Genomic DNA, 23111 nt, shown 5'->3' with positions numbered 1-23111 from the left:
AACCGGCTCCTCCCCTTTTCTGCCTCCACTCCCCAGCGAGGCATACCCAACGCACCGAGTTTAGAGGGGTGGGTGGGGATTTCCAAGGGGCAGCCGAAACTTGACACCCGGCAGGTGCGGATGTCCTATTGCTGCACTGCAAGGAGGCCCCGCCCATGAGCGACGACCAGACGCCCGCCGATAGCAAACTCACCACATCCAAGCGTCGCTGGGCGGCAGAGGGCAAGTTCCTGACCGGCCGTATCAGCCGTCCCGAAGCCGAGCGCCTGCCGCCCGGCCAGCACCTTGTCAAGAACTGGCCTGTACTCGACCTCGGCCAGCAGCCTGTCATCTCAACCGAGAGCTGGCGGCTCGAGGTGCGCGGCCTCGTCGAAACGACGCGCACCCTCACCTGGGCCGACTTCCAGGCGATCGAACAGAGCACGGGGGTGAGCGATATTCACTGCGTCACCACCTGGTCGCGCTACGACAACAAATGGAAGGGCGTTTCGACGCGCGATCTGCTTGACCTTGCCATGCCGAAGCCGGAAGCAGCTTACGTCATGCTGACGAGTTATGACGGCTATACCACGAACCTGCCGCTCGCCGACTTCGCCGCCGAGGATGCGATCCTCGCCACCGCCTGGGAAGGCCTGCCGCTGACGCCGGAGCATGGCGGCCCGATGCGCCTCGTCGTGCCGCATCTCTATTTCTGGAAAAGCGCCAAATGGCTGCGCCGCATCGAGCTGATGCCTGCCGATCAGGCCGGCTTCTGGGAAAAGAACGGCTACCACATCTATGGCGATCCGTGGCGCGAGCAGCGCTATTCCGACGACTGAACTTTCGGCCGCGAGAAACGGCGAAGCGCAAACACGCCAAGGCCGAACAGAGAGGTAAGCCCCGTCAGCGACGCCATGCTGGCGGCATGGAATGGGATCCCGCTCCAGCGCGGCTTGACGATATCGGCGGTGTTGAAGGCTTCGCCGCTGAACCGGCAGCTGATCAGCGCAAGCCCGCGCCGCACCATGTCGGCGTCGACCGCGGAAATGATTTCACCCGCCGCAGCAGCCTCCCGCGGCATCTCGCGCATCGAAAGCATGACCGCCTTGGTCGCGGCGAGATAGGCATGGGCGCATTCGTTGAACGGGCTTGCCTCATCGGTCACGCTGCCCGGCATCCGGCCCCACAGACAGTAGGAATACTGGATCTCGGCATAGTTCAGCACGCGCCGGAACGGCTCGTTCGTATCAACGGCGCGGGATGCAAGATCGATAATCCGACCGCGATAGTCAGACATGACAGCCATCTCGCCATGGGAAATTTCCGGGATATCCAGCCCGGCATGGCTGCCGCCGTCGCCGCGGCTATGGGCAAAAGCGCTTCCGGCGACCACACAAAAAAACGCGACGGCAGAAAACGCCGTCAACAGCAGTGGTCTGGCTCTGTCGTTTTTCATAATCGCCCGAAAAGTTCAGGGCGCCGGCAAAGCGGCGCGCTTCGATGCGTTCAGTGAAATGCCGTTGCCGGCCGGCCGCGCTGCCCGCCCTTAACGGCAAGCCGCCTTTCCGCCAGCGCCCCGAAGGCGAGGCCGAGCGTTGCCCAGAGGATCGCATGCATGCCGAGCGAGGTCGTGCGGAAGCCCCAGAGCACCATCGCCGAAAAGTTCTCCGGCACCTCGTTGATCGGCGGCAGCAGATAGAGCACGAGGCCGATGAAGACGAGATAGGCGATGCCGGCGATGGTCGCGCCGTTCCAGGGACCGAAGCGCTCGGAGAGACGACGTGACAGCGCCACCGCGGCAATGAGTGCGGCAAGCGAAACGACGATCATCAGGAAGAACAGTTCGGTCCTGACGCCGATCGTGTCGGGATTGCCGACCGCCGGCGGAGTGGCGGGATATTTGATGCTGGGAACAAGCACGACCGCCACGAAGGCGGCAATGGCGATGACGGCCGAGGTGCCGCGCGGCGAAAGGCTGCTGAAGCGGCCGTGCACGAAAGCGAAAGCGAGCGCGAAGAGCCCGCCGATGGCGACGCTGTAGGCCATGACGCCGGTGAAAAGGCCGAGACCGGCTTGCGTGGCGCGGCTGACGATTTCAGGTTCGGCAGCCTCGCCGGCCGCCTGGGCGCTCGCCTCCTCAAAGGCGATCGCCGCATCGACCAGCGGCTCGCCGAATGTATGGGCGAAAGCGAAAACGAGGATGCCTGCAATCAGGCCCGCGAACATGCCGCGAAGCAGAAGGTTTCCAACCATGTCAGGGACTCCGATCGCGAAGCGCTTTAGTGGCAGGGAAAGCCGAGGAGATGGCGGCCGTCATGCACGAATTCGTGCACATACATGCCGTTGAACAGCGCCATCGCGCCTTCCTCGGTGCCGACGAAATAGAGGACGATGAGCATCAGCAGACCGCCGAAGATCGCCCAGGGCAGGATCTCTCCTACAGGGATCGGCGCCGGTACTGCCACGGGCGCGAAAGTGGTGTCAGACATGTATTCCTCCGGGAATGACGCGTTCAGTCGAAAGAGTGCTTGTGCAGTAGGGTCTGACTTCCAGCGCGAAGAGCTTTCGACACGCTGGTCACAGTGGCGCGACCGCGCCGGACTTACACCGGCTTCCAAACCCGCAACAGCACGGTTATATCTGCACGCCGAAGAGACTGTCAACGAAACTTCACAAGCCGGCGAAGGACGCTGTCGCCGCATTCCGGGAGGCAAGAACGGCTGTGAACACGCGCCTCACCTGGATTTGCCATGGCGCAACGGCAGCAAGCCGCAAGGCCCTGTTCCCGCTCGACGAACCGCTGGAGGACAATGCAGTGGAGGAGGCCGGCAGGATGATCGCTCTGACCCGCGCCGACCGTATTGCCACGAGCCCCGCCTTGCGCGCCCGTCAGACTGCTGACGCGCTCCGCCTCGAAGCCCGGATAGATCAGGCGCTTTGCGACTGCGACCACGGCCGCTGGGCCGGCAGGTCGATCACGGCGATCGGGACCGAAGAGCCGGAGAACCTCATGGGCTGGATGAGCGATCCGGAAGCAGCCCCGCATGGCGGCGAGAGCCTTCTTGATCTACGCACGCGCATCGCCGGCTGGATGGATGGCCAGACCGTCCTCGGCGGCCACGTCATTGCAATCAGCCATGCGGCCGTCATCCGGGCAGCGATCGTGCATGTGCTGCAGGCGCCACTTTCCTCCTTCTGGTTGAGCGACGTCGAGCCGCTTTCCGTCATCCGCATGACCAGCAACGCACAGCGCTGGTCTCTGCGCTTCCAGCATTAGAAACTGCTGATCTTATCCAGCTTTGCACAAGCAAATCGCGTCATCTCTGTTGAACCCGGCTTTGCGGGGACTACTTCCTTGTCCCAAGGAGATGGAAGAATGACATATGATTGGAGTGGCGAGCGCACGCGACGACTGCGTTTCATGCGTGTCGCCACAGTCACGGTTCTGGTCGGTCTCATCGTCAGCGTTCCGCTGCTGATCGTCACCGCCTGAAGCACGAGAAAGGGCGAGCGATGCATTAGCACGCTCGCCTTCGTTCTTTTCCCGCATCGGCCGGTCTCCCGAACCAAGGGGATCGCGCTGACAACGACGCCCTGGTTGGCCACAAGCCCTGACGGGTCTCTCTGCGGCACAGCAACAGGCTGCCGCCTCCGATAATTCGCCTTCTGGTTTCAACAAACATTTCAGACTTTCGTGATATTTCCGCGAAGGTGGAGATGGAGAAGGCAATGCCGGTGTTTTTCCAAAGCAGGGCCGGACGGCAATGCGTATCGATCGTGGTGTCTGGAGTGACCCTCTGGCTTCTCGGCACGCTGCTGCAGCTCGACGACAGCCTGGTCGCCTTCATGACTGGTTTCGACGAGTACGGCGCCGACAAGCTCGTTCTGGCGCTCGGCATCGCCGGCGCCATGAGCTTCATCTATTCGGTGCTGCGCATCGCCGACCTGCGCAAGGAAATGGAACTGCGCGCCGCCGCCCAGGCAAAGGCCGATTGGACCGCAACCCACGACCATCTGACCAAGCTGCCGAACCGATACGCCTTCGAGCGCAAGATCCTTTCACGGCCGATCAAGGACGACGAGGCCGAGATCGAGGAGTGGGACCGCAACGTCACCATCTTCTCCGTCGACCTCGACGGCTTCAAGAAGGTCAACGATCTCGTCGGCCACAAGGGCGGCGATGTCCTGTTGATCGAGGTCGCCAGACGCATCTGCGCGCTCGGCAATGCCGATTGCGTCTATCGCTTCGGCGGCGACGAATTTATCATAGTCGCCTTCGCCCTGACGGCGCAGCGCGAGGAGCGTTTTGCCAAGCTGCTGATCCAGGCCGTCACCCGACCGATCCATATCGATGGCTTTGCCGTCGAAGTCGGCGCCAGCGTCGGCTATGACCGCTGGGCCGAGGGAGCCGAGCCGCTGGAAGATGCCGCCCACCGTGCCGACCTCGCCATGTACGAGGCGAAATCGCGCGGACCCAACCACTATTTCGTCTTCGAACCTTCGATGCAGAATAAGGTAACGGAACGCGCCGCGCTGGAAACCAGGCTGCGCGCCGCGATCTCCAACAAGGCGATCAAGCCCTTCTATCAGCCGCTCATCGACCTGAAGACCGGCCAGCTCTGCGGATTCGAGGCGCTGGCGCGTTGGATCGGCGACGACGGCGTCAATATTCCGCCGCCGGTCTTCATCGATATCGCCGAGGAAACCGGCATGATCACCGCATTGTTCGAGGACCTTCTCACCCAGGCCTGCAGCGACGCCCTCACATGGCCGGAGCATGTGATGTTGTCCTTCAACGTTTCGCCGGTGCAGATGGAAGACAAATTGTTGACGTCGCGCATTCTCAAGGTCCTTTCGGCAAGCCGGCTGCCGCCGCAGCGCCTGGAAGTGGAGATCACCGAAAACGCGCTGATTCAGGATCCCGCTGTCGCAGCAGCCATTCTCGACGAGCTGCACGCCGCCGGCATCCAGATCGCGCTCGATGATTTCGGCACAGGCTATTCGAGCCTCGCCCAGCTCGCCCGCTATCGTTTCGATAAGATCAAGATCGACAAAAGCTTCATCGCCACCTATCGCGACGACGAGCGCCAAGAAAAGATCGTCCGCGCCATGCTCGGCCTCGGCAGGAGCCTCAACATCAAGACGACGGCCGAAGGCATCGAGGAGCACGGCCAGCTCGCCTTCCTGCTGCAGCTTGGCTGCGACATCGGCCAGGGCTATCTCTTCGGCAAGGCGATGCCCGCCGCCGAGGCGGGCATCTTCATCAGCGATCGCAATGCCAGTCTGGCCTCCACGGCCTGACGGAATGCACTAACCTTTTGTTTTGACGCAATTCCAGGACAACCGCTTCGCGCTTTGCCGGGAGTTTTCTCTAAAAAACCTGGCGCATGATCACGAACAGCACGAAGGCGATCGCAATCGAGGCCGGCAGCGTAAGCACCCAGGCCATCAGCATGTTGCGCACGGTCGACCATTGCAGGCCGCAACCGTTCGCCGCCATGGTGCCGGCAACGCCTGATGACAGCACATGCGTGGTCGAGACCGACAGACCGAGATGATCTGCCGAAGCGATGGTGACCATCGCCACGACTTCGGCTGCCGCGCCCGGACCATAGATCAGATGCTATAGAGCGCCTTGTAGCGCACCAGGAGCTTCATGACCAGCAGGGGAACAACGGACAGGCCGAAGCCGATCAGCGGAGAGATCAAAAGCGACAGGCCGATATTGGTCGCCTGCGACCAGTCGACGCCGCTGGTCGCAGTGCCTGCCGGCGCCAGGAACTGATTGGCGAGGCCGACGCCGATGGTCGAGCCGACCAAAGATATTAACCGTTGCAAGCTGCCCGTCTCGGCATATTCATGAAGGACGCTGTGTCACAATGCCGGCCGGACAAGATGATAGGCTGGGCAGTGACAAAACGCACGGGCGGGTGAATAAATGCCTTTCCGTCAGGAGCCGCGGCACTAAGTTCGGCTATCGTCACGCGCGCGGAGTCTTAGAAAACATGGCATCGACCGACCTGCTACTGACCTTCAATGCCGGCTCCTCCACGGTCAAGATCGGCATCTTCGCGACTGAAGGAACCGAGGCGAGGCGTATCGGCAAGGGCGTCATCGATTTCCGCGCCGAACCACTGTCGCTCAACCTGACGAAAGGACCGCAGATAATCGAGATGCCGTTGAAGGCCGAGGTGACGGAAGATCTGCACGGCGTCATCGATGAGACCTTAGCGCTTCTTGCCGATCATTTCGACATGACCGCCACGCGCGCTGCCGGCCACCGTGTCGTCCATGGCGGCGACCGCTTCACGAGAGCGATCACCCTCGACGCCGCCGCTACCGATGCCGTCGATGCGCTGACCCCGCTTGCGCCCCTGCACCAGCCGCAGGCGCTGCGTTTCATCCGCGCGCTCAAGCATCTGAAGCCGCATCTTGCCCAGACGGCCTCCTTCGACACCGCCTTCCATGCCACGCAGGACGATCTCGTTCGCCGCTTCGCCATTCCCCGCATGCTGCATGACGAAGGCATCAAGCGCTACGGCTTCCACGGCCTGTCCTATAAATTCATCGCCGGCGAGCTTCGCCGCAAGGCGTCGCGCGCGGCAAAAGTGGTTGTCGCCCATCTCGGCAGCGGTGCCAGCCTCTGTGCACTGGATGAGGGCATCAGCCGCGACTGCAGCATGGGCTTTTCGACGCTCGACGGAATCCCGATGGCGACGCGCCCGGGCTGGCTCGATCCAGGCGTCATCCTGCATCTGGCCGGTGAGAGGAAACAGTCCTTCGAGGAGATCGAGGACCTGCTCTATCATCGCTGCGGCCTGCTCGGCGTCTCCGGCATCAGCGCCGATACACGCGACCTGTTGAAGGATGGACGGCTGGAGGCGCGCCAGGCGATCAACCTCTTCACACTGCGCATTGCCGGCGAAATCAGCCGCATGGCGGCGACGTTGAATGGCCTTGACGCCATCGTCTTCACCGCCGGCATCGGCGAGCATCAGCCGGAGATCCGCGCAGGCGTGGCCAGGCGACTGTCCTGGCTTGGCCTCGAAATCGACGAAAAGGCCAATGCCGCCAATGATTTCACGATCAGCATGCGGGAAAGCCGCATCCTCGTTCATGTCGTTGCGACCGATGAAGAGCAGGTTATCGCCGAGGAGGCGCTGTCCCTTCTTGGCAGTGGCTGATCCAGATCAACAACAGGCCGACGCCGTCCGGTAGAATTGACGTTGAACAAGTTTTCGAACGGGAGAAATCCATGGAAAAGCATGTCTCGACCGCCGCCCTGACCGATGCCGAACTCACCCTCATCGACCGCTATTGGCGCGCCGCCAACTATCTCTCCATCGGCCAGATCTATCTGCTGGCCAATCCACTGCTGCGCGAGCCACTGAAACCAGAGCACATCAAGCCTCGCCTGCTCGGCCATTGGGGCACGACACCCGGCCTCAACTTCATTTATGCGCATCTGAACCGTCTCATTCGCGCCCGCGACCTCGATATCATCTACATGTGCGGCCCCGGCCATGGCGGGCCGGGCATGGTCGCCAACACCTATCTCGAAGGCATCTACAGCGAGATCTATCCCGATATTTCCGAGGACGCAGAGGGCATGCGCAAGCTCTTCCGGCAGTTCTCCTTCCCCGGCGGCATTCCGAGCCACGCGGCACCCGAAACGCCCGGCTCGATCCATGAGGGCGGCGAACTCGGTTACGCCCTCGTCCATGCCTATGGCGCCGCCTTCGATAATCCCGATCTGATCGTTGCCTGCGTCATCGGCGACGGGGAAGCCGAAACCGGGCCGCTGGCTGCGAGCTGGCATTCCAACAAATTCCTCAATCCCGCCCGTGACGGTGCCGTGCTGCCGATCCTGCATCTGAACGGCTACAAGATCGCCAATCCGACCATTCTTGGCCGCGCCAGTCATGAGGATTTGCAGAGCCTCTTCGAAGGCTACGGCTACGAACCTTTCTTCGTCGAGGGCCACGAGCCGCGCGACATGCACCAGCAGATGGCCACGACCTTCGACAGGGTCTTCGACCGCATTCGCGAAATCCAAGACGAAGGCCGCAATGGCAAGGCGCCCGATATCTGCCCACGCTGGCCGATGATCGTGCTGCGCAGCCCGAAAGGCTGGACAGGACCGAAGGAAGTCGACGGCAAGAAGGTCGAAGGTTTCTGGCGCGCCCATCAGGTGCCGGTCTCCAATTGCCGCGAGAACGAAGGGCATCGCAGGATCCTCGAGGACTGGATGCGGGGCTATGATCCGGAGGACCTGTTCAGTGCCGACGGCCGGCTGAAACCCGAACTGCGGGCGCTAGCCCCAGTCGGCGAGCGCCGCATGGGCGCCAATCCGCATGCCAATGGCGGCTTGCTGCGCAGGGAACTCGATGTTCCCGATATCCGCGATTATGCGGTCGATATCGGCAAGCGCGGCAGCGCCATGGTGCAGTCGACGGAAATCCTCGGCCATTACCTCCGTGACACGATGAAGCGCAACGCGAAGGCCGCCAATTTCCGTATCTTCGGCCCCGACGAGACGGAATCGAACCGCCTCGGCAGCGTCTTCGAAGTCACCGACCGTGTCTGGATGGAGGGTATCGAGCCTTACGATGTCCACCTCTCCCGCGACGGCCGTGTCATGGAGGTGCTGAGCGAACATCTCTGCCAGGGCTGGCTGGAAGGCTATCTGCTGACCGGCCGGCACGGCCTGTTCTCCTGCTACGAGGCCTTCATCCACATCATCGATTCCATGTTCAACCAGCACGCCAAGTGGCTGAAGGTGACGCGGGAACTCGAGTGGAGAAAGCCGATCTCGTCGTTGAACTACCTGTTGACCTCGCATGTCTGGCGTCAGGACCACAACGGCTTCAGCCATCAGGATCCCGGCTTCGTCGACCTCGTCGCCAACAAGAAGGCCGATATCGTCCGCATCTACCTGCCGCCGGATGCCAATACCCTGCTCTGGGTCGGCGACCATTGCCTGCGCACCTATGACCGCATCAACGTCATCGTCGCCGGCAAGCAGCCGGAGCCGCAATGGCTGTCGATGGACGAGGCAGTGAAACATTGCGAGGCCGGCATCGGCATCTGGCACTGGGCGAGCAACGAGGACGACACCATCCAGCCCGATCTCGTCATGGCCTGCGCCGGCGACGTGCCGACCATGGAGACGCTTGCCGCCGTCGGTCTGCTGCGCAAGGCCATTCCGGAACTGAAGATCCGCACCGTCAACGTCGTCGATCTCCTGGCACTGCAATCCAGGGATCAGCATCCGCACGGCCTGACCGACCAGGCCTTCGACGCGATCTTCACCACCGACAAGCCTGTCATTTTCGCCTATCACGGCTATCCCTATCTCATTCACCGCCTGACCTATAAACGCACCAACCACCGCAACATCCACGTCCGCGGCTTCATCGAGGAAGGCACGACGACGACCCCCTTCGACATGACCGTCCTCAACGAACTCGACCGTTTCCACCTCGCCATCGAAGCGATCGAGCGTGTGCCGGGCCTGAAGGAAAAAGCTGGCGAAGCGCTCGCCGCCTTCCGCGGCAAGCTTGCGGAGCATCACGACTATGTGCGTGAATATGGCGAGGACATGCCGGAGGTGCGAAACTGGAAATGGCCGACGGCGTGAAGCGAAAACCAAACGGAATCGCACGGAACTGGTCGGCGGAGATCATCCGGTGGAAACAATCGTCAAGCAAAGTCTAAAGTTGGTGAAAACCATCGGCGCACTGTTCCTGGAAGACCGCATCGTAGGCTATGTGTCTCAAGCAAGCTTCAAGGCCGTCGACCGAGGAAACGACATGAAAAGTTTCGCTGCCACGCTTACCGCCGCCCGGCTGGAAAAGGCGCTCGCCTTCTACATGACGCCCGAAGCCCAGCGCGATGGCTCAGACGATACCGTCAAGTCAGCTGAGCAACGAGATGCATACGAGACCCGCGCCGGCGAACGCGCCCGCAACACGGAAGAGGGCGTCGAAGCCTGGTAAACCGGGCAACCTTGCGGATGACCTATACACCTTCAAGTCGAACCTTCTCGTTCATGCGCCAGACCCGCGGCGTTTCTCCGGTGTATTTAACGAAGAAGCGCGAGAAATAGGCGGGATCGGCAAAGCCGAGCCGAAATCCGATCTCCTGAACGCTGCCCAGCGTAAAAACCAGCTGGCGTTTCGCCTCTTCGACGAGTTTGCCGGCGATCAATTCATGCGGCGTGTTGCCGGTCATCGACCGGACGATACGGGTGAGATGTGTCGGGGAAAGCCCAAGCTCCCTGGCGTAGAAGGACGCGGGTTTGTGTGATCGGAAATGTTGCTGGATAAGCTCGCTCAGCATTTCCATCCGCCGCTCGTTCTCGTTTGACGCAAGCTCGTGCGCATTCCCCTCATGGGAGATCCTCGCCGTCAGCCGCAGCGCCAAGGCGACATAGGCGGCCAAGGCCTCGTTGCGGCCGCTGCGGCGGTTTTCGAATTCGTCGCCCAGCCGCTTCAACGTCTGCATGACATAGGCTGCCTCGGCATTATCGGGATCGAGCGGCGTCAGATGCGGCGTAGCAAACCATTCGCCGAGGTGGCTTCGCTCGCCGGGCGGATGGCTGAGGTGCGATCTCAACAGGGTGATCACCAGGCCGTCGATATCGCGTGAAAAACGAAAGCCGTGATTGAGCCCAGGCGGCACAGTGATGATAGCCGGCGGACGGATGGCATGGCTCTTTTCGCCGAAGATCGCGTCGCCCGAACCGCCTTCAATGTATAATATCTGAAAGAAACTCTCGTGACGGTGCGGGCGAATCTCCCATTGATGCAAGCTGCTGCGGGAGCGAATTGTTTCGCAATGCAACCAAAAATCGGGCTTTCGCCCGGTATTCTCACCGTAGAGTTCGTAGGTAGGGACATGTCTGCTCATAGGGCTCCTCCCGCACCAATGTTCGATTAGTGCAATTTTTCGGTCGGGATGTCCATTGCTGCGGCAAGCGCGACACGGCAGAATCTGGCAAAACGCAAAAATGCAGGGAGGAAGCATTTGCGAACTCAGATCGCCATCATCGGTTCGGGACCCTCCGGCCTGCTGCTCGGCCAGCTTCTGACCGAAGCCGGCATCGACAATGTCATTATCGATCGTGTGAACAAGGATTACATCCTCGGCCGGGTTCGTGCCGGCGTTCTGGAGGAAGGCACCGTCGGGCTGCTGGATCAGGCAAAAGCCGGGACGCGGCTGCATGCCGAGGGCCTGCCGCATGACGGTTTCTCATTGGCCTTCGACGGACGCGACCATCGCATCGACCTCCACGAATTGACCGGCGGCAGACGCGTGACGGTTTATGGACAGACCGAAGTGACGCGCGATCTCATGGAGCGGCGTGAAGCGAGCGGCTCCCTGTCGATCTACGATGCCGTCGATGTCGCGCCGCATGATTTCGACGGCCACTCTCCCTTCGTCACCTATGTGAAAGATGGTGTTGCCAAGCGCATCGATTGCGACTTCATCGCCGGCTGCGACGGGTTTCACGGCGTCAGCCGCAAGGCCGTCGCGGAACGGGCGATCAGGAGTTTCGAGAAGGTCTATCCCTTCGGCTGGCTGGGGGTCCTTGCCGACGTGGCGCCTGTCAGTCATGAACTGATCTACGCCAACCATCCAAGGGGCTTTGCGCTCTGTTCGATGCGCTCGACGACCCGCAGCCGCTACTACATCCAATGCGCGCTCGACGAGAAGATCGAGGAGTGGAGCGACGATCGCTTCTGGGACGAGTTGAGACGGCGTCTGCCGGTGCATCACGCCGAGGCCTTGGCGACCGCGCCGTCCTTCGAGAAATCGATCGCGCCGCTGCGCTCCTTCGTCGCCGAACCGATGCGTTTCGGCCGGCTTTTCCTGGTCGGCGACGCCGCCCATATCGTCCCGCCGACCGGCGCCAAGGGACTGAACCTTGCCGCCAGCGACGTTCATTATCTTTTCTCCGGGCTGATCGAGCATTACCGCGAGGGATCGGATGGCGGCATCGACGCCTATTCGCAAAAAGCGCTCGCCCGCGTATGGAAAGCCGTGCGGTTTTCCTGGTGGATGACGACGATGATGCATCGTTTTCCGGATAGCGGGGATTTCGACCAGAAGATCCAGGAAGCAGAACTCGACTATCTCACCCATTCCCGCGCCGCCTCGACGGCGCTTGCGGAGAACTATGTGGGACTGCCATTCTGATAGGAGTGTCTGAGGTGGGCCATCGACCAGAATTCGACCGTAGAACCGGCCGCCGATAGTTCCGCTCTTCGAGCCAAAATCATAATTGTACAGTTATGGATTACGGTATTTATTTCATTTTACATCACCATTTCGCATGAGAGGTTAGCGCTAAATTTCCAGCGGCTAGCGAATACGGCGCCGGAGTGCGCCAAAAAGGGAGAGAGAGAATGAAGAAACTATTTCTGGCCGCCATTGCGGCAGTCGCCATGGGCACGAGCGCCTATGCCGACACCATCAAAGTCGGGGTCATCGGGCCGTTCTCCGGTCCGTTCGCGCTGCAGGGCAAGAACTTCAAGGCCGGCATCGATGCCTATATGGCGGTCAACGGCAACACGGTCGGCAGCGATACGGTCGAGATCGTCTATCGCGACGTGCCGCAGGCCGATCCCGCCCAATCCAAGGCGCTGGCGCAGGAACTGATCGTCAAGGAGAAGGTCCAGTATCTGGCCGGCTTCTACTTTACGCCCGATGCCATGGCGGTGACGCCGATCCTGAAGCAGGGCAATGTGCCGATGGTCATCATGAACGCCGCCACCTCGGCGATCGTCACCAAGAGCCCGCTCGTCGTCCGCACCTCGTTTACCACCTGGCAGACCTCGACGCCGATCGCCAAGGTCGCCTTCGACGCCGGCGTCAAGAAGGTGATTTCCGTTGTCAGCGATTACGGCCCCGGCATCGACGCCGAGAACGCTTTCAAGGCCGGCTTCGAAAAGGCCGGCGGCCAGGTGGTCGAGGCGATCCGCATGCCGCTTGCGACCAACGATTTCAGCCCGATCATGCAGCGCATCAAGGATTCCGGCGCTGAGGGCGTGTTCGCCTTCCTGCCGTCCGGTCCGACGACGCTCGGCTTCGTCAAGGCTTACAACGACAATGGCCTGAAGGCTGCCGGCATCAAGTTCTTCGCGCCGGGTGACCTCACGCAGGAATCCGATCTGCCGGCGCTCGGCGATGCCGCACTCGGCATTCAGACGACCTTCCACTACGCCGTGTCGCACGATTCTCCCGAGAACAAGGCTTTTGTCGAGGCGGCAACCAAAGCGATCGGCAACAAGGCCGAACTCTCCTTCCCCTCAGTCAGCGCCTATGACGGCATGCATGTCATCTACAAGATGATCGAGGCGACGGGCGGCAAGCAGGATGCTGAGAAGGCCGTCGATGCGGTCAAGGGCCTTGCCTGGACGAGCCCGCGCGGCCCGGTTTCGATCGATCCGGAAAGTCGTCACATCACGCAGAACATCTATCTGCGCGAAGTGACGAAAGCCGATGACGGGACCTACATCAACAAGGAGGTCCAGACTTTCGAGAAGCAGGGCGATCCGGGTCTGGCCGCCGTCAAGTAACATCGAGCGTCAAGACAGGTGACGGGCTTGGCCTGCGATCAGGCCGAGCCCGTCGCTTGGAAGCAAGGTATTCCCATGCAGACAGTCTTCAGCATAGCCGTCGACGCCCTTGCCTATGGCATGGTGCTGTTCGTGATATCGATCGGCCTTTCGGTGACCATGGGGCTGATGCGTGTCGTCAACCTGGCCCATGGCGCCTTCGCAATGATCGGCGGCTATATCGCCTCCTATGTCGCACGCGATCTCGGCCTTGGTTATGCCGCGGCGGTCATCGCCGCCGTTGCCATCACGATCATCGTCGCCATTCCGATCGAGCGTTTTCTCTACCGCCGGATCTATGGCGCCCCGGAACTGACCCAGGTGCTGATGACCATCGGCATCACCTTCTGCGTCATCGGCATCGCCAATTATGTCATGGGGCCGACGCTGAAGACCATACCGCTTGCCGGTGCGCTGCAGGGGTCAGCCGATCTCGGCTTCCGAACCATTCCCGTTCACCGGCTTTTCGTCATCCTCTGCGGCCTCGCCGTGGCGCTCGCCCTCTGGTTTACGATCGACAGGACGAGCTTCGGCGTCAAGCTGCGCGCCTCCGTCGATGATGCGGCAATGGCTGCGGCACTCGGCGTGCGCACCGAGATCATCTATGCGGTGAGCTTTGCCGTTGCCGTCGGACTTGCCGCCTTCGGCGGCGTGGTCGGCGCCGAACTCCTGCCCGTCGAACCCTATTACGCGCTACGCTACATGGTGACCTTCCTGGTCGTCGTCTCCGTCGGCGGCGCGGGCTCCATTCCGGGTGCACTGATCGCCTGCCTGCTGCTGGGTGCGATCGATACGACAGGGCGGTATCTGATGCCGGAATTCGGCGAATTCTTCTTCTATCTCGCCGTGATCACAATCATCTGCGTCTTCCCGCGCGGCCTTGCCGGAAGGGCAAAATAAGATGGCGCTTGTCATGAACGACGAAACCGAAGGTCTCCAGCATCGTCGCGGCTTTATCGGCCGCGATCTTATCGGACTAGCGGTCATCATAGCCATTGCCGCGATCGGCTATTTCGCCTTCCCCGATAATCTCGCCCTTCTTACCCGGATGATCACGATCGCGTTGCTCGTCCTGTCGCTCGATCTCGTGACCGGTTATTGCGGCGTCGCAACGCTCGGCCATGCAGCACTTTTCGGCTCCGGCGCCTATGCCGCCGGGATCCTGTCGGCGCATTACGGCATCAATGACCCGCTGCTGATGATGCTGGCCGGCGTTGCCGGCGGCGCGGTTGCCGGGCTGCTCTGCGGCGCCATCATCCTGCGTGCGCATGGGCTGCCGCAGCTGGTGCTGTCGATTGCGCTGATCAACCTCTTCCATGAATTCGCCAACAAGGCCTCGTCCTGGACAGGCGGCAGCGACGGACTTTCCGGCATTGCGCCGGACCCGGTCTTCGGCCTCTTCGAATTCGATCTCTACGGTCACACCGCCTTCTTCTTCGGAATGGCGCTGCTGCTGATCGTCTTCGTGCTGCTGAGGGTTCTGGTCCGCTCGCCCTTCGGCATGCTCTGCCGCGCCATCAAGCAGGACCCGCTGCGCATCCGCGCCATGGGCGCTTCGCCGAAGGCAGCTCTCATCAGGATGTACGCGATCTCCGGCGCCGTTGCCGGTGTCGGCGGCGCCTTGAACGCGATTTCGACACAGGTCGTCGGCCTCGACAGTCTGTCTTTCACGCAGTCGGCCGAAGCGCTGGTCATGCTGGTCCTCGGCGGCACCGGTTCTCTCTTCGGAGCGCTTTCCGGCACTGTCATCTTCATGCTCTTCGAGGACTATGTCTCCGCCGCCAATCCCTTCCATTGGCTGACCATGGTCGGTGCGCTGCTGATAGCCGTCGTACTCTTTGCGCCGAAAGGTCTCTATGGCACGGCCGCAGCCTTCGTTAGCCGCCGCAGGGAGCAGCGCTGATGAGCCGGGTCTTCGAAGTCGCCAATCTCAAGAAAGCCTTCGGCGGCCTGGCCGTCACCAATAATGTCTCGCTCACCATGTCGCCTGGCGATCGGATCGCGCTGATCGGCCCGAACGGCGCCGGCAAGACCACCTTCGTCAACCTCGTGACCGGCAATCTATCGCCCGATTCCGGCGAGGTTCGTCTCGGCGGCGAGGTGGTGACGAAGGTCGATGCGATCGGCAGGGTCAGACGCGGTCTTGTCCGCTCCTTTCAGGTGACGCGGCTCTTCCAGGACATGACGCCGGCCGAACATGTGGGACTTGCCGTCCTTCAGCGCGATGGAAAGACCGGGCACATGTTCGGCAATTTCCTGCGTATGCCCGATGTCATGGCGGAGGTCGAGGATCTCCTTGGAAAACTCGGACTGGCTTTCCTGATGCATCGCAAGGTCAGCGAAATCGCCTATGGCCAGCAGCGGCTTCTCGAGATCGCCGTGGCGCTGGCGCTGAAGCCGAAAGTGCTGCTGCTCGACGAGCCGGCAGCCGGGGTGCCGCAGAGCGATACCGGCCGCATCGAGCAGGCGCTGGCCGATCTGCCCGCCGATCTCGCCGTGCTGATGATCGAACACGACATGGATCTCGTCTTCCGTTTTGCCAGACGCGTCATCGTTCTTGCCGCCGGCGCGATCATCTTCGATGGCCTGCCGGAAGACGTCACCAAGGATGCGCGCGTGCGCGAGGCCTATCTCGGGAGCTATGCCAATGCCAGCCCTGTCGCTTGAGGTCGAGAACCTGTCGGCCGGATATGGGCCGACGAGAGTGCTCGAAGGCATTTCCTTCTCCGTGCCGGCAGGCGCCCGGCTTGCCGTGCTCGGCCGCAATGGCATGGGCAAGACCACGCTGCTCGCGACGCTTGCCGGGCAGACCAGGCGATACGAGGGCAGCATCCGCCTCGGCGGTTCGGATGTCACGACGGCACCGAGCGCTGCACGCGCGCACAAGGGCCTCGGATATGTGCCGCAGGCACGCTGCGTCTTCCCGACGCTGACGGTCGAAGAAAACCTCTTCGTCGGCTTGAAGGCGCGACCGAAGACGGCGCTGGAGGAAGCCTATGCGATGTTCCCGCGCCTAAAGGAGCGCCGCCTCAACCTCGGCAGCCAGCTTTCCGGCGGCGAGCAGCAGATGCTCTCCACCGCCCGCACCATTCTCGGCCGCCCCTCCGTCCTGCTGCTCGACGAACCGCTGGAGGGCCTTGCGCCCGTTATCTGCGAGGAACTGATGGCCGCCTTTACCGACCTCGCCAAGACGGGAGACATGACCATTCTGCTGGTCGAACAGCGCATCCAGAGCGCGCTCGATTTTGCCGATCAGGTCGTCATTCTCGAACGAGGACGACTGGCCTGGACCGGAACGCCGGAAAATCTCACCAGGGATCACGAGGCTGTCGAAAGCCTGCTCGGGGTTGGCGGCCTGCATTGATTGATGGTCGGCAGACGTTTGGGCTCTGCCGATCGGCCCCATTCCGCCTTCAAGGTTGCTCCTGGCACGCCGAGCGATTCATGCAGTATATCGTCATGACGACGTCATCATTGGCCTGTCATTATTATCCTGCTTGAAAGTTTTCCGCTGGACGAGCTGATGGATCGCCTGAAAACGCGAGAAACACCATGATCGATGAAGCGGCAGCAGCGTAAGACAAGACGTAAAATCCTGGCTTCATAAACAGGATCGGCATTCGAGCCGCTCTCTTTACTTGAATGCCTGAGGTGTAACCGATCGAAATCTGTTGGATTGACGGGTGGAATTGCTCTGGCGCTCCATCAATTGCGGTTGCCAGATACCCGATAAGGTTGCACAGTCGAATTGAACATCACACGGGAGGCAGAAATGGCAAACCACAAGCCGGTCGCAGGTGACGTATACTTGCCTGTTTTCGATATCAACGACCCGATCAGCGGCGACATTCTCGAAAATACCAGTTCCACCGATGTCGACGGAGATGCGGTACGCCTCAATTTCGTGAATGGACAACGCATTCCGCAGCCGGCCAATGGATCCCCGGCCACAAGCACGACGATCGAAGGAGAGTATGGTACGCTCACCGTTTACTCCGACGGCAGCTACACCTATGCGGTCGATCACTCCAACCCGGTGGTCGTAGCGCTCGGACCGGGAGATGAGCTGGTCGAAAAATTCACCTTCAAGATATCAGACGGCAAAGGCGCCACCGATGTCGGCGCGTTCAGTATTGCAATAGATCTGCCGGAACGCGGCGATGTGTTCGCCAACTTCGAGGATGTTGGCCAAAGTGACTTCCCAACTGGCTACAAAGGCTTCGATTGGGGCGCCTGGCGGGACGGAGACGATGCAACGGTGCAGGAGGGCGCCGACGGCAATCACCATCTTTCGGGCGGCGTATTTTGGACGCCGATCTATTCGGCCGATGGCGGACCCTTTCAGATCGAGCAATTCGAGGTTGCCAACGGCACGTCCGACTATGACAACGTTCTGACGATCGAAGGCCAGTTGAACGGCAATATCGTCTTCTCGACCACGGTCACCGTGACCGCCGACAGCATGGAAGCCCCCCAACTGATCGATCTCAGCGCCTATGGCGACATCGACTATCTCCTGCTCGACACCAACCCGATCATCACGGAAACGAGCGGACCGGATTATTATGGTGCGAAATACGACAACTTTCATTTCCTCGTTTGACGGGGAATGAAAGGGCGTCGCATCGCCGAAATCTTGCAGTTTTCCGAGCGCGCTCTGCAGTGCCGATCTCATAGCAATTTCTTGCGATAGCTGACGGGCCTGCGTCTTGCTAGCATGAAATTCGTCTGAGGAGGCACCGTGATGCTGGGATGGAGGAAATGATGCAGCCAGTCGGGATGAGGTTAGCGGCGGTCATGTTTTCGCTTGCCGTATGGGCTATTATTATCGCCGTCGCATCCCACCTTTGGGCGACGAAGATGCCTGTATTGCTTTTGACGCTCTACAGATAGGCCTGTCCTCGGCATTGGTGGAAATGATGCAGATCAGGGGCCAAATTGGTTTTGCCCCCTCGCCGCCACGTTTGGCGCTGCTACCAATCTGCTAGCAGAGACTTCGGAACCGGCTCAAAATCGAGCCGCAAAAATCGCTAATTCTGCAATAACGAGATGGTAGCGGAGGAGGGATTTGAACCCCCGACACAAGGATTATGATTCCTCTGCTCTGACCTACTGAGCTACTCCGCCACTGGTCAACGATACCCGCTCGCGAAGCGATGCCGGTTCGTGGGATGAGCGGCTTATAAGGTGCGCTTCGGCTTTGTGTCAAGCGCATGATCGAGAAAAACGGTGGGCTTTGCCGCCTCCCGTTTCCGATGGGTTTCAGGCGGCGACGGGGCTGGCCAGAAGGGCCTTCAGGCAGGCTTCCGCCGAAGGTTCGCGCTCGGAGCGCTCGATGAAGCCGCCACCGAAGACGCGGGCGTTGTCGCCGGGCGCCGAATAAAGCGCGCAGGCCTGGCCGGGCGCGATGCCCGCCTCGCCGACCGTCAGGTCGACATAGGTACCGGTTGCATCGACATGCAGCACGGCGGGCGCCGGCGCCCTCGTCGAGCGGACCTTGGCGTAGCAGGCAAAGCCCTTGCCGGCGGCTGCTTCCGAAAGTGTCTCGTCGCCCAGCCAGTTGACGTCGCGCAGGTAGACGCGGTGCGTTTCCAGCGCCTCTTTCGGCCCGACGATGACGCGGCGCGAGCGGGCGTCGAGAAAGACGACGTAGAGCGGCTCGCCGGTGGCGATGCCGATGCCGCGGCGCTGGCCGATCGTGAAGTGCAGGATGCCCTCATGGCTGCCGAGCACGCGGCCATCGAGATGGACGATTTCGCCGGCGAGCGCCGCATTCGGCTTCAGCTTGGTGATGACGTCGGAATATTTGCCCTGCGGCACGAAGCAGATGTCCTGGCTGTCGGCCTTCTTGGCAACGACGAGGCCCATCTCTTCGGCGAGCCTGCGGGTTTCGGCCTTCGGCAGGCCGCCTAGGGGGAAGCGGAGATAATCGATCTGTTCCTGCGTCGTCGCGAAGAGGAAATAGCTCTGGTCGCGGTCGGCATCGGCCGGGCGGAAAAGCGCGCGGCGGCCCGGATTCTCCGGCGAAGGGTTCAATCCCGAGCGGATATAGTGACCGGTCGCCAGCGCATCGGCGCCAAGCTCCTTGGCGGTCGCCAGAAGATCGGCGAATTTGACGGTCTGGTTGCAGGAAACGCAAGGGATCGGCGTTTCGCCCGCCACATAGCTTTCGGCGAAGGGGTTGATCACCGTCTCACGAAAGCGCTTTTCGTAATCGAGCACGTAATGCGGAATGCCGAGCGTTTCGCAGACGCGACGCGCATCGTCGATATCCTGGCCGGCGCAGCAAGAGCCGGCCCGGTGAACGGCGGCGCCATGATCGTAAAGCTGCAGCGTGATGCCGAGCACATCGTAACCCTGCTGTTTGAGAAGGCCGGCGACGACGGATGAATCGACGCCGCCCGACATGGCGACGACGACGCGGGTCTCTTCCGGCTTCTTGTCAAAATCCAGTGTGTTCAACGATGGTGCCAATTCTGCGCGGTCACGATCCGCCCTTGCGCTGCAATTGCGGCGGATTGCTGATCTCCGGCGGGATCGGCCGCCGTCTCTCGATGAGGCACCGATATAGAAAGGATTGTCCTTGGGCGCAAGGGGCAGCCTTCAGGCACCGATATTTCGCATTCCCCGTGAAGAGAAGGCGCAGCCGAAGCCGCGCCCTCGAGTGGGGGTGCGGCTCAGGTGCCGATCAGCTTGTTGCAGGCGAATGCGATGCCCGGATTGGCGATGATGGCGGTTACGAGCGCCAGTCCGATCGTCGAGAATGAAAAGCGTTTCATAGACATTCTCCTTTCTAGCCCGCGACGATTATGCCGCTTCTGCCGCCCTTCTCAAAATGACGAATGCTTGATGGCATCAAGCGGCATGCCTCTGCCGGACGGCTGATCCCAGCTGCCGCGCAAGCACGTCTATCTGCGAGATGAAGCGGCCTTCAGCGCGCGGCCGTGGATCAGCGCCTCCGCCTCGTGCTGCGGCATCGGCCGGCCGAGCAGATAGCCCTGCACCTCGCTGAAGCCTTCTGCGCGCAGCTTCTGCAACTGCTCTTCCGTCTCGATCCCTTCGGCCAGCGTCGTCGCGTTAAAGCCGGAGCCTATGCCGACGACGGCGCGCACGATGGCGAGATTGCCCGCATCCGTCTCGATGCCCGAAACGAAGCTGCGGTCGAGCTTGATCTTGTCGAAGGGGAAGGACCGGAGATAGCTCAGCGACGAATAGCCGGTGCCGAAATCGTCGATGGCGATGCGGAGGCCGAGTTCCTTCAATGCGCGTAGCCGCGGCAGGCTTTGGTCGGCATCGGTCAGGAATACGGACTCGGTAATTTCGATTTCAAGCCGGTCGGCACTGAGGCCGGTCTCGTCGAGCGCCGCGACCACTGTCGAAAGCAGGCTCGCATGCCGAAACTGGCTGACGGAGAGATTGACGGCGATCCTCAGATGGGCGGGCCAGCCGGCGGCCGTACGGCAGGCTTCCCGGATCACCCAGTCGCCGATCGGCACGATGAGCCCGGTTTCCTCGGCGAGCGGAATGAATTCCATCGGCGCCACCAGCCCGCGCTTGGGATGGCGCCAGCGGATCAGCGCCTCGAAGCCGCCGATGCCGTCATTGTCGAGCTGCACGATCGGCTGGTAGTGCAGCTCGAACTGGCGCTTCTCCAGCGCCTCCCACAGCTCGGCGGTCATCACGTGGCGGCGCTCGGCGGCAAGCCGCATCTCCGTCTCGTAGAAACGATAGGTCGAGCGTCCGCTCTCCTTTGCGGCATAGAGCGCCAGATCCGCCTGCCGCATCAGCACATCCGCGTCGCCGGCATGATCGGGCGCCAAGGCGATGCCGATACTGCAGGTGACATGCTCCCGGGCGCCGTCGAGATCGAAGGCATGGCTCAGCGCCGTGAGCAGCCGCTGCGCAAAACGCCCGGCCCGCTTCGGTTCGTCGAGCTCCAGGACGACGGCGAATTCGTCGCCGCCGAGACGGGCGACGAGATCGTCCTCCTCCGCCAGCTGCAGCAGCCGCTCCGACACTTGGCAAAGCAGCGCGTCGCCGGCGGCATGTCCCTTGCTGTCGTTGATATGCTTGAAGTGATCGACGTCGATATAAAGCAGCGCGATCGCGCTGTCGGCGGTCGCTTCGACCGCCCGCTGGTTGATATGGTTTGAAAATGCCGCCCGGTTCGGCAGGCCGGTGAGCGAATCGTGCATGGCGAGATGGGCAAGCTTTGCCTCGACGGTGCGCTCCTCCGTCACGTCCTGCGAGATGCCGAGCAGATAACGCGGTGCATGGCCCTCCGGCGTCGGCAGCGCGCGTTTGACGGTGCGCAGGATGCGCGGCATGCCATCGGCGCGCAGCATCGTCTCCTCGAAGCTGATTGCCATATTGGCTTCGAAGGCCCGGCGATCCTGCTCGCGAAAGGCGTCTGTCTGACTGGGAGGAAACAGCGCCCGGTCGGTTTGGCCGACCACGTGCTCCGCCTTCATGCCGACGATATCGCCGCAGGCCTCGTTGAAGAGAACGTAGAGCCCGTCCGCTTCCATGTCCTTGACGAAGACGCCGACCGGCAGGTTGTCGACGATGCTATCGAGAAGCGAGCGCGTATCGCTCATCTGGCGTCTGGCGGCGTTGACCTCGCTGCGGTCCTGCACGATCGCCAGGATTGCGGCCCGGCCCTCGAAACGCACTTCTCGGCCATAGGTCAGCACTTCGAAGGTCTCGCCACTCGCCTTGAGGTGAACCCAGCGTTCCGCCTTTTCCATGTCGGTACGGCCGCTGACGGCGTCGCTCATCCGTTCCCGCTCATGCTCAGGGCGGATATCCAGAACCGTCATGCGCCGGTACTCGTCCGCCCCATAGCCGTAAAGTGCTGCCGCCGCCTCGTTGACGATGAGAAAGCGCAGCGATATCGGATCATAGACCCACATCGGCGACGGATGCGTTGCAAACAATGACCGGAAGTCGTCATTCGGTGCTTCGGTCTGCTCGGTCTTCTGCAAGGGGGCCATGGAAATTCGCGTGCGGTTGATGCCGATGACAGGGATATACTGGGAAAAGTTAAATAAAATCAGAATCATACTCAGGGTTAAACTTTAGGCTTTCGCCTTCAGAATGTGCAAAAGCGGCGGTTTGCCATCGCGATCTCGGTCCTCGATAAATATTTGAGGCACCACGGAACAATTCCCTCGATCGTCCGTTCTTGGGCATCGAAGTCGCAATCGAATTGCTGAGGAGGGTTTCATGGGCAGGTTCGGCACGACGACGGATTACAGCAGGATCAGACACTGGATCGAGGAGCGCGGCGGCCATCCCGCCCGGATCAAGAACGCACCGGACAGCGAAACCGTCCGCGTCGATTTTTCCTCTGAAACGCAGGAAGAGATTTCCTGGGACGAATTCTTCCAGGGTCTCGACGGTAGCAGGCTCGCCTTCCTTCACCGCACGAAGGCTGAAGACGATGTCGCCCGTTTCGGCAAAATCCTCCGCCGGAAACGACGGCACCACTAATGCATGTCGCCCAAAAGT

At 61.3% G+C, this 23111-nt stretch carries 21 protein-coding genes, 1 tRNA gene and 1 pseudogene; 15 read left to right on the top strand and 8 right to left on the bottom strand.

Annotated features, from left to right (window positions below; all coding sequences use genetic code 11):
• Window positions 1-155 precede the first annotated feature (155 nt).
• A complete protein-coding gene (locus tag OLZ32_RS07440) occupies window positions 156-818 on the top strand; it encodes a sulfite oxidase-like oxidoreductase (protein ID WP_003542653.1) in 663 nt (220 codons plus the stop codon).
• Here OLZ32_RS07440 and OLZ32_RS07435 read toward each other — a convergent pair.
• Window positions 803-1372: a hypothetical protein gene (locus OLZ32_RS07435; RefSeq protein ID WP_245272000.1), complete on the bottom strand. Its 570-nt coding sequence runs from the start codon at window positions 1370-1372 to the stop codon at window positions 803-805. The genes OLZ32_RS07440 and OLZ32_RS07435 overlap by 16 nt on opposite strands.
• Here OLZ32_RS07435 and OLZ32_RS07430 point away from each other — a divergent pair.
• A complete protein-coding gene (locus tag OLZ32_RS07430; RefSeq protein WP_245272010.1) occupies window positions 1275-1529 on the top strand; it encodes a hypothetical protein in 255 nt (84 codons plus the stop codon). The genes OLZ32_RS07435 and OLZ32_RS07430 overlap by 98 nt on opposite strands.
• Here OLZ32_RS07430 and OLZ32_RS07425 read toward each other — a convergent pair.
• Both OLZ32_RS07425 and OLZ32_RS07420 read right to left on the bottom strand, forming a co-directional pair.
• On the bottom strand, window positions 1486-2232 hold the full coding sequence (locus OLZ32_RS07425) for a CbtA family protein (protein WP_264420386.1): 747 nt from the start codon (window positions 2230-2232) through the stop codon (window positions 1486-1488). The two genes, OLZ32_RS07430 and OLZ32_RS07425, sit on opposite strands and share 44 nt — an antisense overlap.
• 26 nt (window positions 2233-2258) lie before the next feature.
• Window positions 2259-2468, bottom strand: coding sequence for a CbtB domain-containing protein (locus OLZ32_RS07420; protein WP_003542661.1), 210 nt, complete (start codon window positions 2466-2468; stop codon window positions 2259-2261).
• 233 nt (window positions 2469-2701) lie between these two features.
• On the opposite strand from OLZ32_RS07420, the gene OLZ32_RS07415 reads away from it, so the two are divergent.
• Both OLZ32_RS07415 and OLZ32_RS07410 read left to right on the top strand, forming a co-directional pair.
• Window positions 2702-3256 (top strand): histidine phosphatase family protein, encoded by a 555-nt coding sequence (locus OLZ32_RS07415; protein WP_003542663.1) that lies wholly within the window; start codon window positions 2702-2704, stop codon window positions 3254-3256.
• A 452-nt stretch (window positions 3257-3708) separates the two neighbouring features.
• A complete protein-coding gene (locus OLZ32_RS07410) occupies window positions 3709-5280 on the top strand; it encodes a putative bifunctional diguanylate cyclase/phosphodiesterase (protein WP_003542667.1) in 1572 nt (523 codons plus the stop codon).
• 70 nt (window positions 5281-5350) lie between these two features.
• Here OLZ32_RS07410 and OLZ32_RS07405 read toward each other — a convergent pair.
• Window positions 5351-5802: pseudogene (locus OLZ32_RS07405) on the bottom strand (inorganic phosphate transporter); the annotation flags it as partial.
• 182 nt (window positions 5803-5984) lie between these two features.
• On the opposite strand from OLZ32_RS07405, the gene OLZ32_RS07400 reads away from it, so the two are divergent.
• The 3 genes from OLZ32_RS07400 (at window position 5985) to OLZ32_RS07390 (ending at window position 9977) form a co-directional block, all read left to right on the top strand.
• Entirely contained in the window at window positions 5985-7163 is a 1179-nt protein-coding gene (locus OLZ32_RS07400) for an acetate/propionate family kinase (protein ID WP_017989328.1), read from the top strand.
• A 71-nt stretch (window positions 7164-7234) separates the two neighbouring features.
• Window positions 7235-9619: a phosphoketolase family protein gene (locus OLZ32_RS07395; RefSeq protein WP_017989329.1), complete on the top strand. Its 2385-nt coding sequence runs from the start codon at window positions 7235-7237 to the stop codon at window positions 9617-9619.
• A 49-nt stretch (window positions 9620-9668) separates the two neighbouring features.
• On the top strand, window positions 9669-9977 hold the full coding sequence (locus tag OLZ32_RS07390; RefSeq protein ID WP_017989330.1) for a hypothetical protein: 309 nt from the start codon (window positions 9669-9671) through the stop codon (window positions 9975-9977).
• Between the two features lie 22 nt (window positions 9978-9999).
• Here OLZ32_RS07390 and OLZ32_RS07385 read toward each other — a convergent pair whose 3' ends face one another.
• Window positions 10000-10890, bottom strand: coding sequence for a helix-turn-helix domain-containing protein (locus tag OLZ32_RS07385; protein ID WP_264420381.1), 891 nt, complete (start codon window positions 10888-10890; stop codon window positions 10000-10002).
• A gap of 117 nt (window positions 10891-11007) precedes the next feature.
• On the opposite strand from OLZ32_RS07385, the gene pobA reads away from it, so the two are divergent.
• The 7 genes from pobA to OLZ32_RS07350 all read left to right on the top strand — a co-directional run bounded on the left by pobA (window position 11008) and on the right by OLZ32_RS07350 (window position 18204).
• Entirely contained in the window at window positions 11008-12180 is a 1173-nt protein-coding gene (gene pobA, locus OLZ32_RS07380; protein ID WP_264420379.1) for a 4-hydroxybenzoate 3-monooxygenase, read from the top strand.
• A 209-nt stretch (window positions 12181-12389) separates the two neighbouring features.
• Window positions 12390-13562 carry an ABC transporter substrate-binding protein gene (locus tag OLZ32_RS07375; protein ID WP_003542677.1) on the top strand — a complete coding sequence of 391 codons (1173 nt, stop codon included), beginning with the start codon at window positions 12390-12392 and terminating at the stop codon, window positions 13560-13562.
• A gap of 75 nt (window positions 13563-13637) precedes the next feature.
• Window positions 13638-14501 carry a branched-chain amino acid ABC transporter permease gene (locus tag OLZ32_RS07370; protein ID WP_264420377.1) on the top strand — a complete coding sequence of 288 codons (864 nt, stop codon included), beginning with the start codon at window positions 13638-13640 and terminating at the stop codon, window positions 14499-14501.
• 1 nt (window position 14502) lies between these two features.
• Window positions 14503-15504, top strand: coding sequence for a branched-chain amino acid ABC transporter permease (locus OLZ32_RS07365; protein ID WP_264420375.1), 1002 nt, complete (start codon window positions 14503-14505; stop codon window positions 15502-15504).
• Window positions 15504-16268: an ABC transporter ATP-binding protein gene (locus OLZ32_RS07360; protein ID WP_017989336.1), complete on the top strand. Its 765-nt coding sequence runs from the start codon at window positions 15504-15506 to the stop codon at window positions 16266-16268. The genes OLZ32_RS07365 and OLZ32_RS07360 overlap by 1 nt, the downstream gene beginning before the upstream one ends.
• Complete coding sequence (locus OLZ32_RS07355; protein WP_264398391.1) at window positions 16249-16965, top strand: ABC transporter ATP-binding protein; 717 nt, start codon at window positions 16249-16251, stop codon at window positions 16963-16965. The genes OLZ32_RS07360 and OLZ32_RS07355 overlap by 20 nt, the downstream gene beginning before the upstream one ends.
• 408 nt (window positions 16966-17373) lie before the next feature.
• Window positions 17374-18204 carry a VCBS domain-containing protein gene (locus OLZ32_RS07350; RefSeq protein ID WP_406647668.1) on the top strand — a complete coding sequence of 277 codons (831 nt, stop codon included), beginning with the start codon at window positions 17374-17376 and terminating at the stop codon, window positions 18202-18204.
• A gap of 447 nt (window positions 18205-18651) precedes the next feature.
• Here OLZ32_RS07350 and OLZ32_RS07345 read toward each other — a convergent pair.
• From OLZ32_RS07345 to OLZ32_RS07335, 3 genes are all read right to left on the bottom strand, one after another.
• Window positions 18652-18728: transfer RNA gene (locus tag OLZ32_RS07345), tRNA-Met, on the bottom strand.
• Window positions 18729-18863: 135 nt separating this feature from the next.
• Entirely contained in the window at window positions 18864-20063 is a 1200-nt protein-coding gene (gene mnmA / locus OLZ32_RS07340) for a tRNA 2-thiouridine(34) synthase MnmA (protein WP_003542692.1), read from the bottom strand.
• Window positions 20064-20509: 446 nt separating this feature from the next.
• Complete coding sequence (locus OLZ32_RS07335; protein WP_264420369.1) at window positions 20510-22663, bottom strand: putative bifunctional diguanylate cyclase/phosphodiesterase; 2154 nt, start codon at window positions 22661-22663, stop codon at window positions 20510-20512.
• A gap of 163 nt (window positions 22664-22826) precedes the next feature.
• Here OLZ32_RS07335 and OLZ32_RS07330 point away from each other — a divergent pair, with 163 nt between their 5' ends.
• The gene (locus tag OLZ32_RS07330; RefSeq protein WP_011653392.1) at window positions 22827-23093 is read left to right on the top strand and encodes a hypothetical protein; all 267 of its coding nucleotides are present in this window, start codon (window positions 22827-22829) and stop codon (window positions 23091-23093) included.
• Window positions 23094-23111 lie beyond the last annotated feature (18 nt).

Source organism: Rhizobium acaciae, from assembly GCF_025941625.1.
Classification (GTDB): Bacteria; Pseudomonadota; Alphaproteobacteria; order Rhizobiales; family Rhizobiaceae; genus Rhizobium; species Rhizobium acaciae.
The sequence above is the reverse complement of the archived record's forward strand: the minus strand, read 5'-3'. Positions and strand labels throughout refer to the sequence as shown.

What these genes read in the sequence shown, in the direction of transcription:
- OLZ32_RS07425 (WP_264420386.1), bottom strand. Translation starts at nt 2,232, where the DNA reads ATGGTTGGAAACCTTCTGCTTCGCGGCATGTTCGCGGGCCTGATTGCA.
- OLZ32_RS07365 (WP_264420375.1), top strand. Translation starts at nt 14,503, where the DNA reads ATGGCGCTTGTCATGAACGACGAAACCGAAGGTCTCCAGCATCGTCGC.
- OLZ32_RS07350 (WP_406647668.1), top strand. Translation starts at nt 17,374, where the DNA reads ATGGCAAACCACAAGCCGGTCGCAGGTGACGTATACTTGCCTGTTTTC.
- OLZ32_RS07430 (WP_245272010.1), top strand. Translation starts at nt 1,275, where the DNA reads ATGACAGCCATCTCGCCATGGGAAATTTCCGGGATATCCAGCCCGGCA.
- OLZ32_RS07375 (WP_003542677.1), top strand. Translation starts at nt 12,390, where the DNA reads ATGAAGAAACTATTTCTGGCCGCCATTGCGGCAGTCGCCATGGGCACG.
- OLZ32_RS07360 (WP_017989336.1), top strand. Translation starts at nt 15,504, where the DNA reads ATGAGCCGGGTCTTCGAAGTCGCCAATCTCAAGAAAGCCTTCGGCGGC.
- OLZ32_RS07400 (WP_017989328.1), top strand. Translation starts at nt 5,985, where the DNA reads ATGGCATCGACCGACCTGCTACTGACCTTCAATGCCGGCTCCTCCACG.
- OLZ32_RS07395 (WP_017989329.1), top strand. Translation starts at nt 7,235, where the DNA reads ATGGAAAAGCATGTCTCGACCGCCGCCCTGACCGATGCCGAACTCACC.
- OLZ32_RS07330 (WP_011653392.1), top strand. Translation starts at nt 22,827, where the DNA reads ATGGGCAGGTTCGGCACGACGACGGATTACAGCAGGATCAGACACTGG.
- OLZ32_RS07440 (WP_003542653.1), top strand. Translation starts at nt 156, where the DNA reads ATGAGCGACGACCAGACGCCCGCCGATAGCAAACTCACCACATCCAAG.
- OLZ32_RS07335 (WP_264420369.1), bottom strand. Translation starts at nt 22,663, where the DNA reads ATGATTCTGATTTTATTTAACTTTTCCCAGTATATCCCTGTCATCGGC.
- OLZ32_RS07420 (WP_003542661.1), bottom strand. Translation starts at nt 2,468, where the DNA reads ATGTCTGACACCACTTTCGCGCCCGTGGCAGTACCGGCGCCGATCCCT.
- OLZ32_RS07355 (WP_264398391.1), top strand. Translation starts at nt 16,249, where the DNA reads ATGCCAGCCCTGTCGCTTGAGGTCGAGAACCTGTCGGCCGGATATGGG.
- OLZ32_RS07370 (WP_264420377.1), top strand. Translation starts at nt 13,638, where the DNA reads ATGCAGACAGTCTTCAGCATAGCCGTCGACGCCCTTGCCTATGGCATG.
- OLZ32_RS07385 (WP_264420381.1), bottom strand. Translation starts at nt 10,890, where the DNA reads ATGAGCAGACATGTCCCTACCTACGAACTCTACGGTGAGAATACCGGG.
- OLZ32_RS07410 (WP_003542667.1), top strand. Translation starts at nt 3,709, where the DNA reads ATGCCGGTGTTTTTCCAAAGCAGGGCCGGACGGCAATGCGTATCGATC.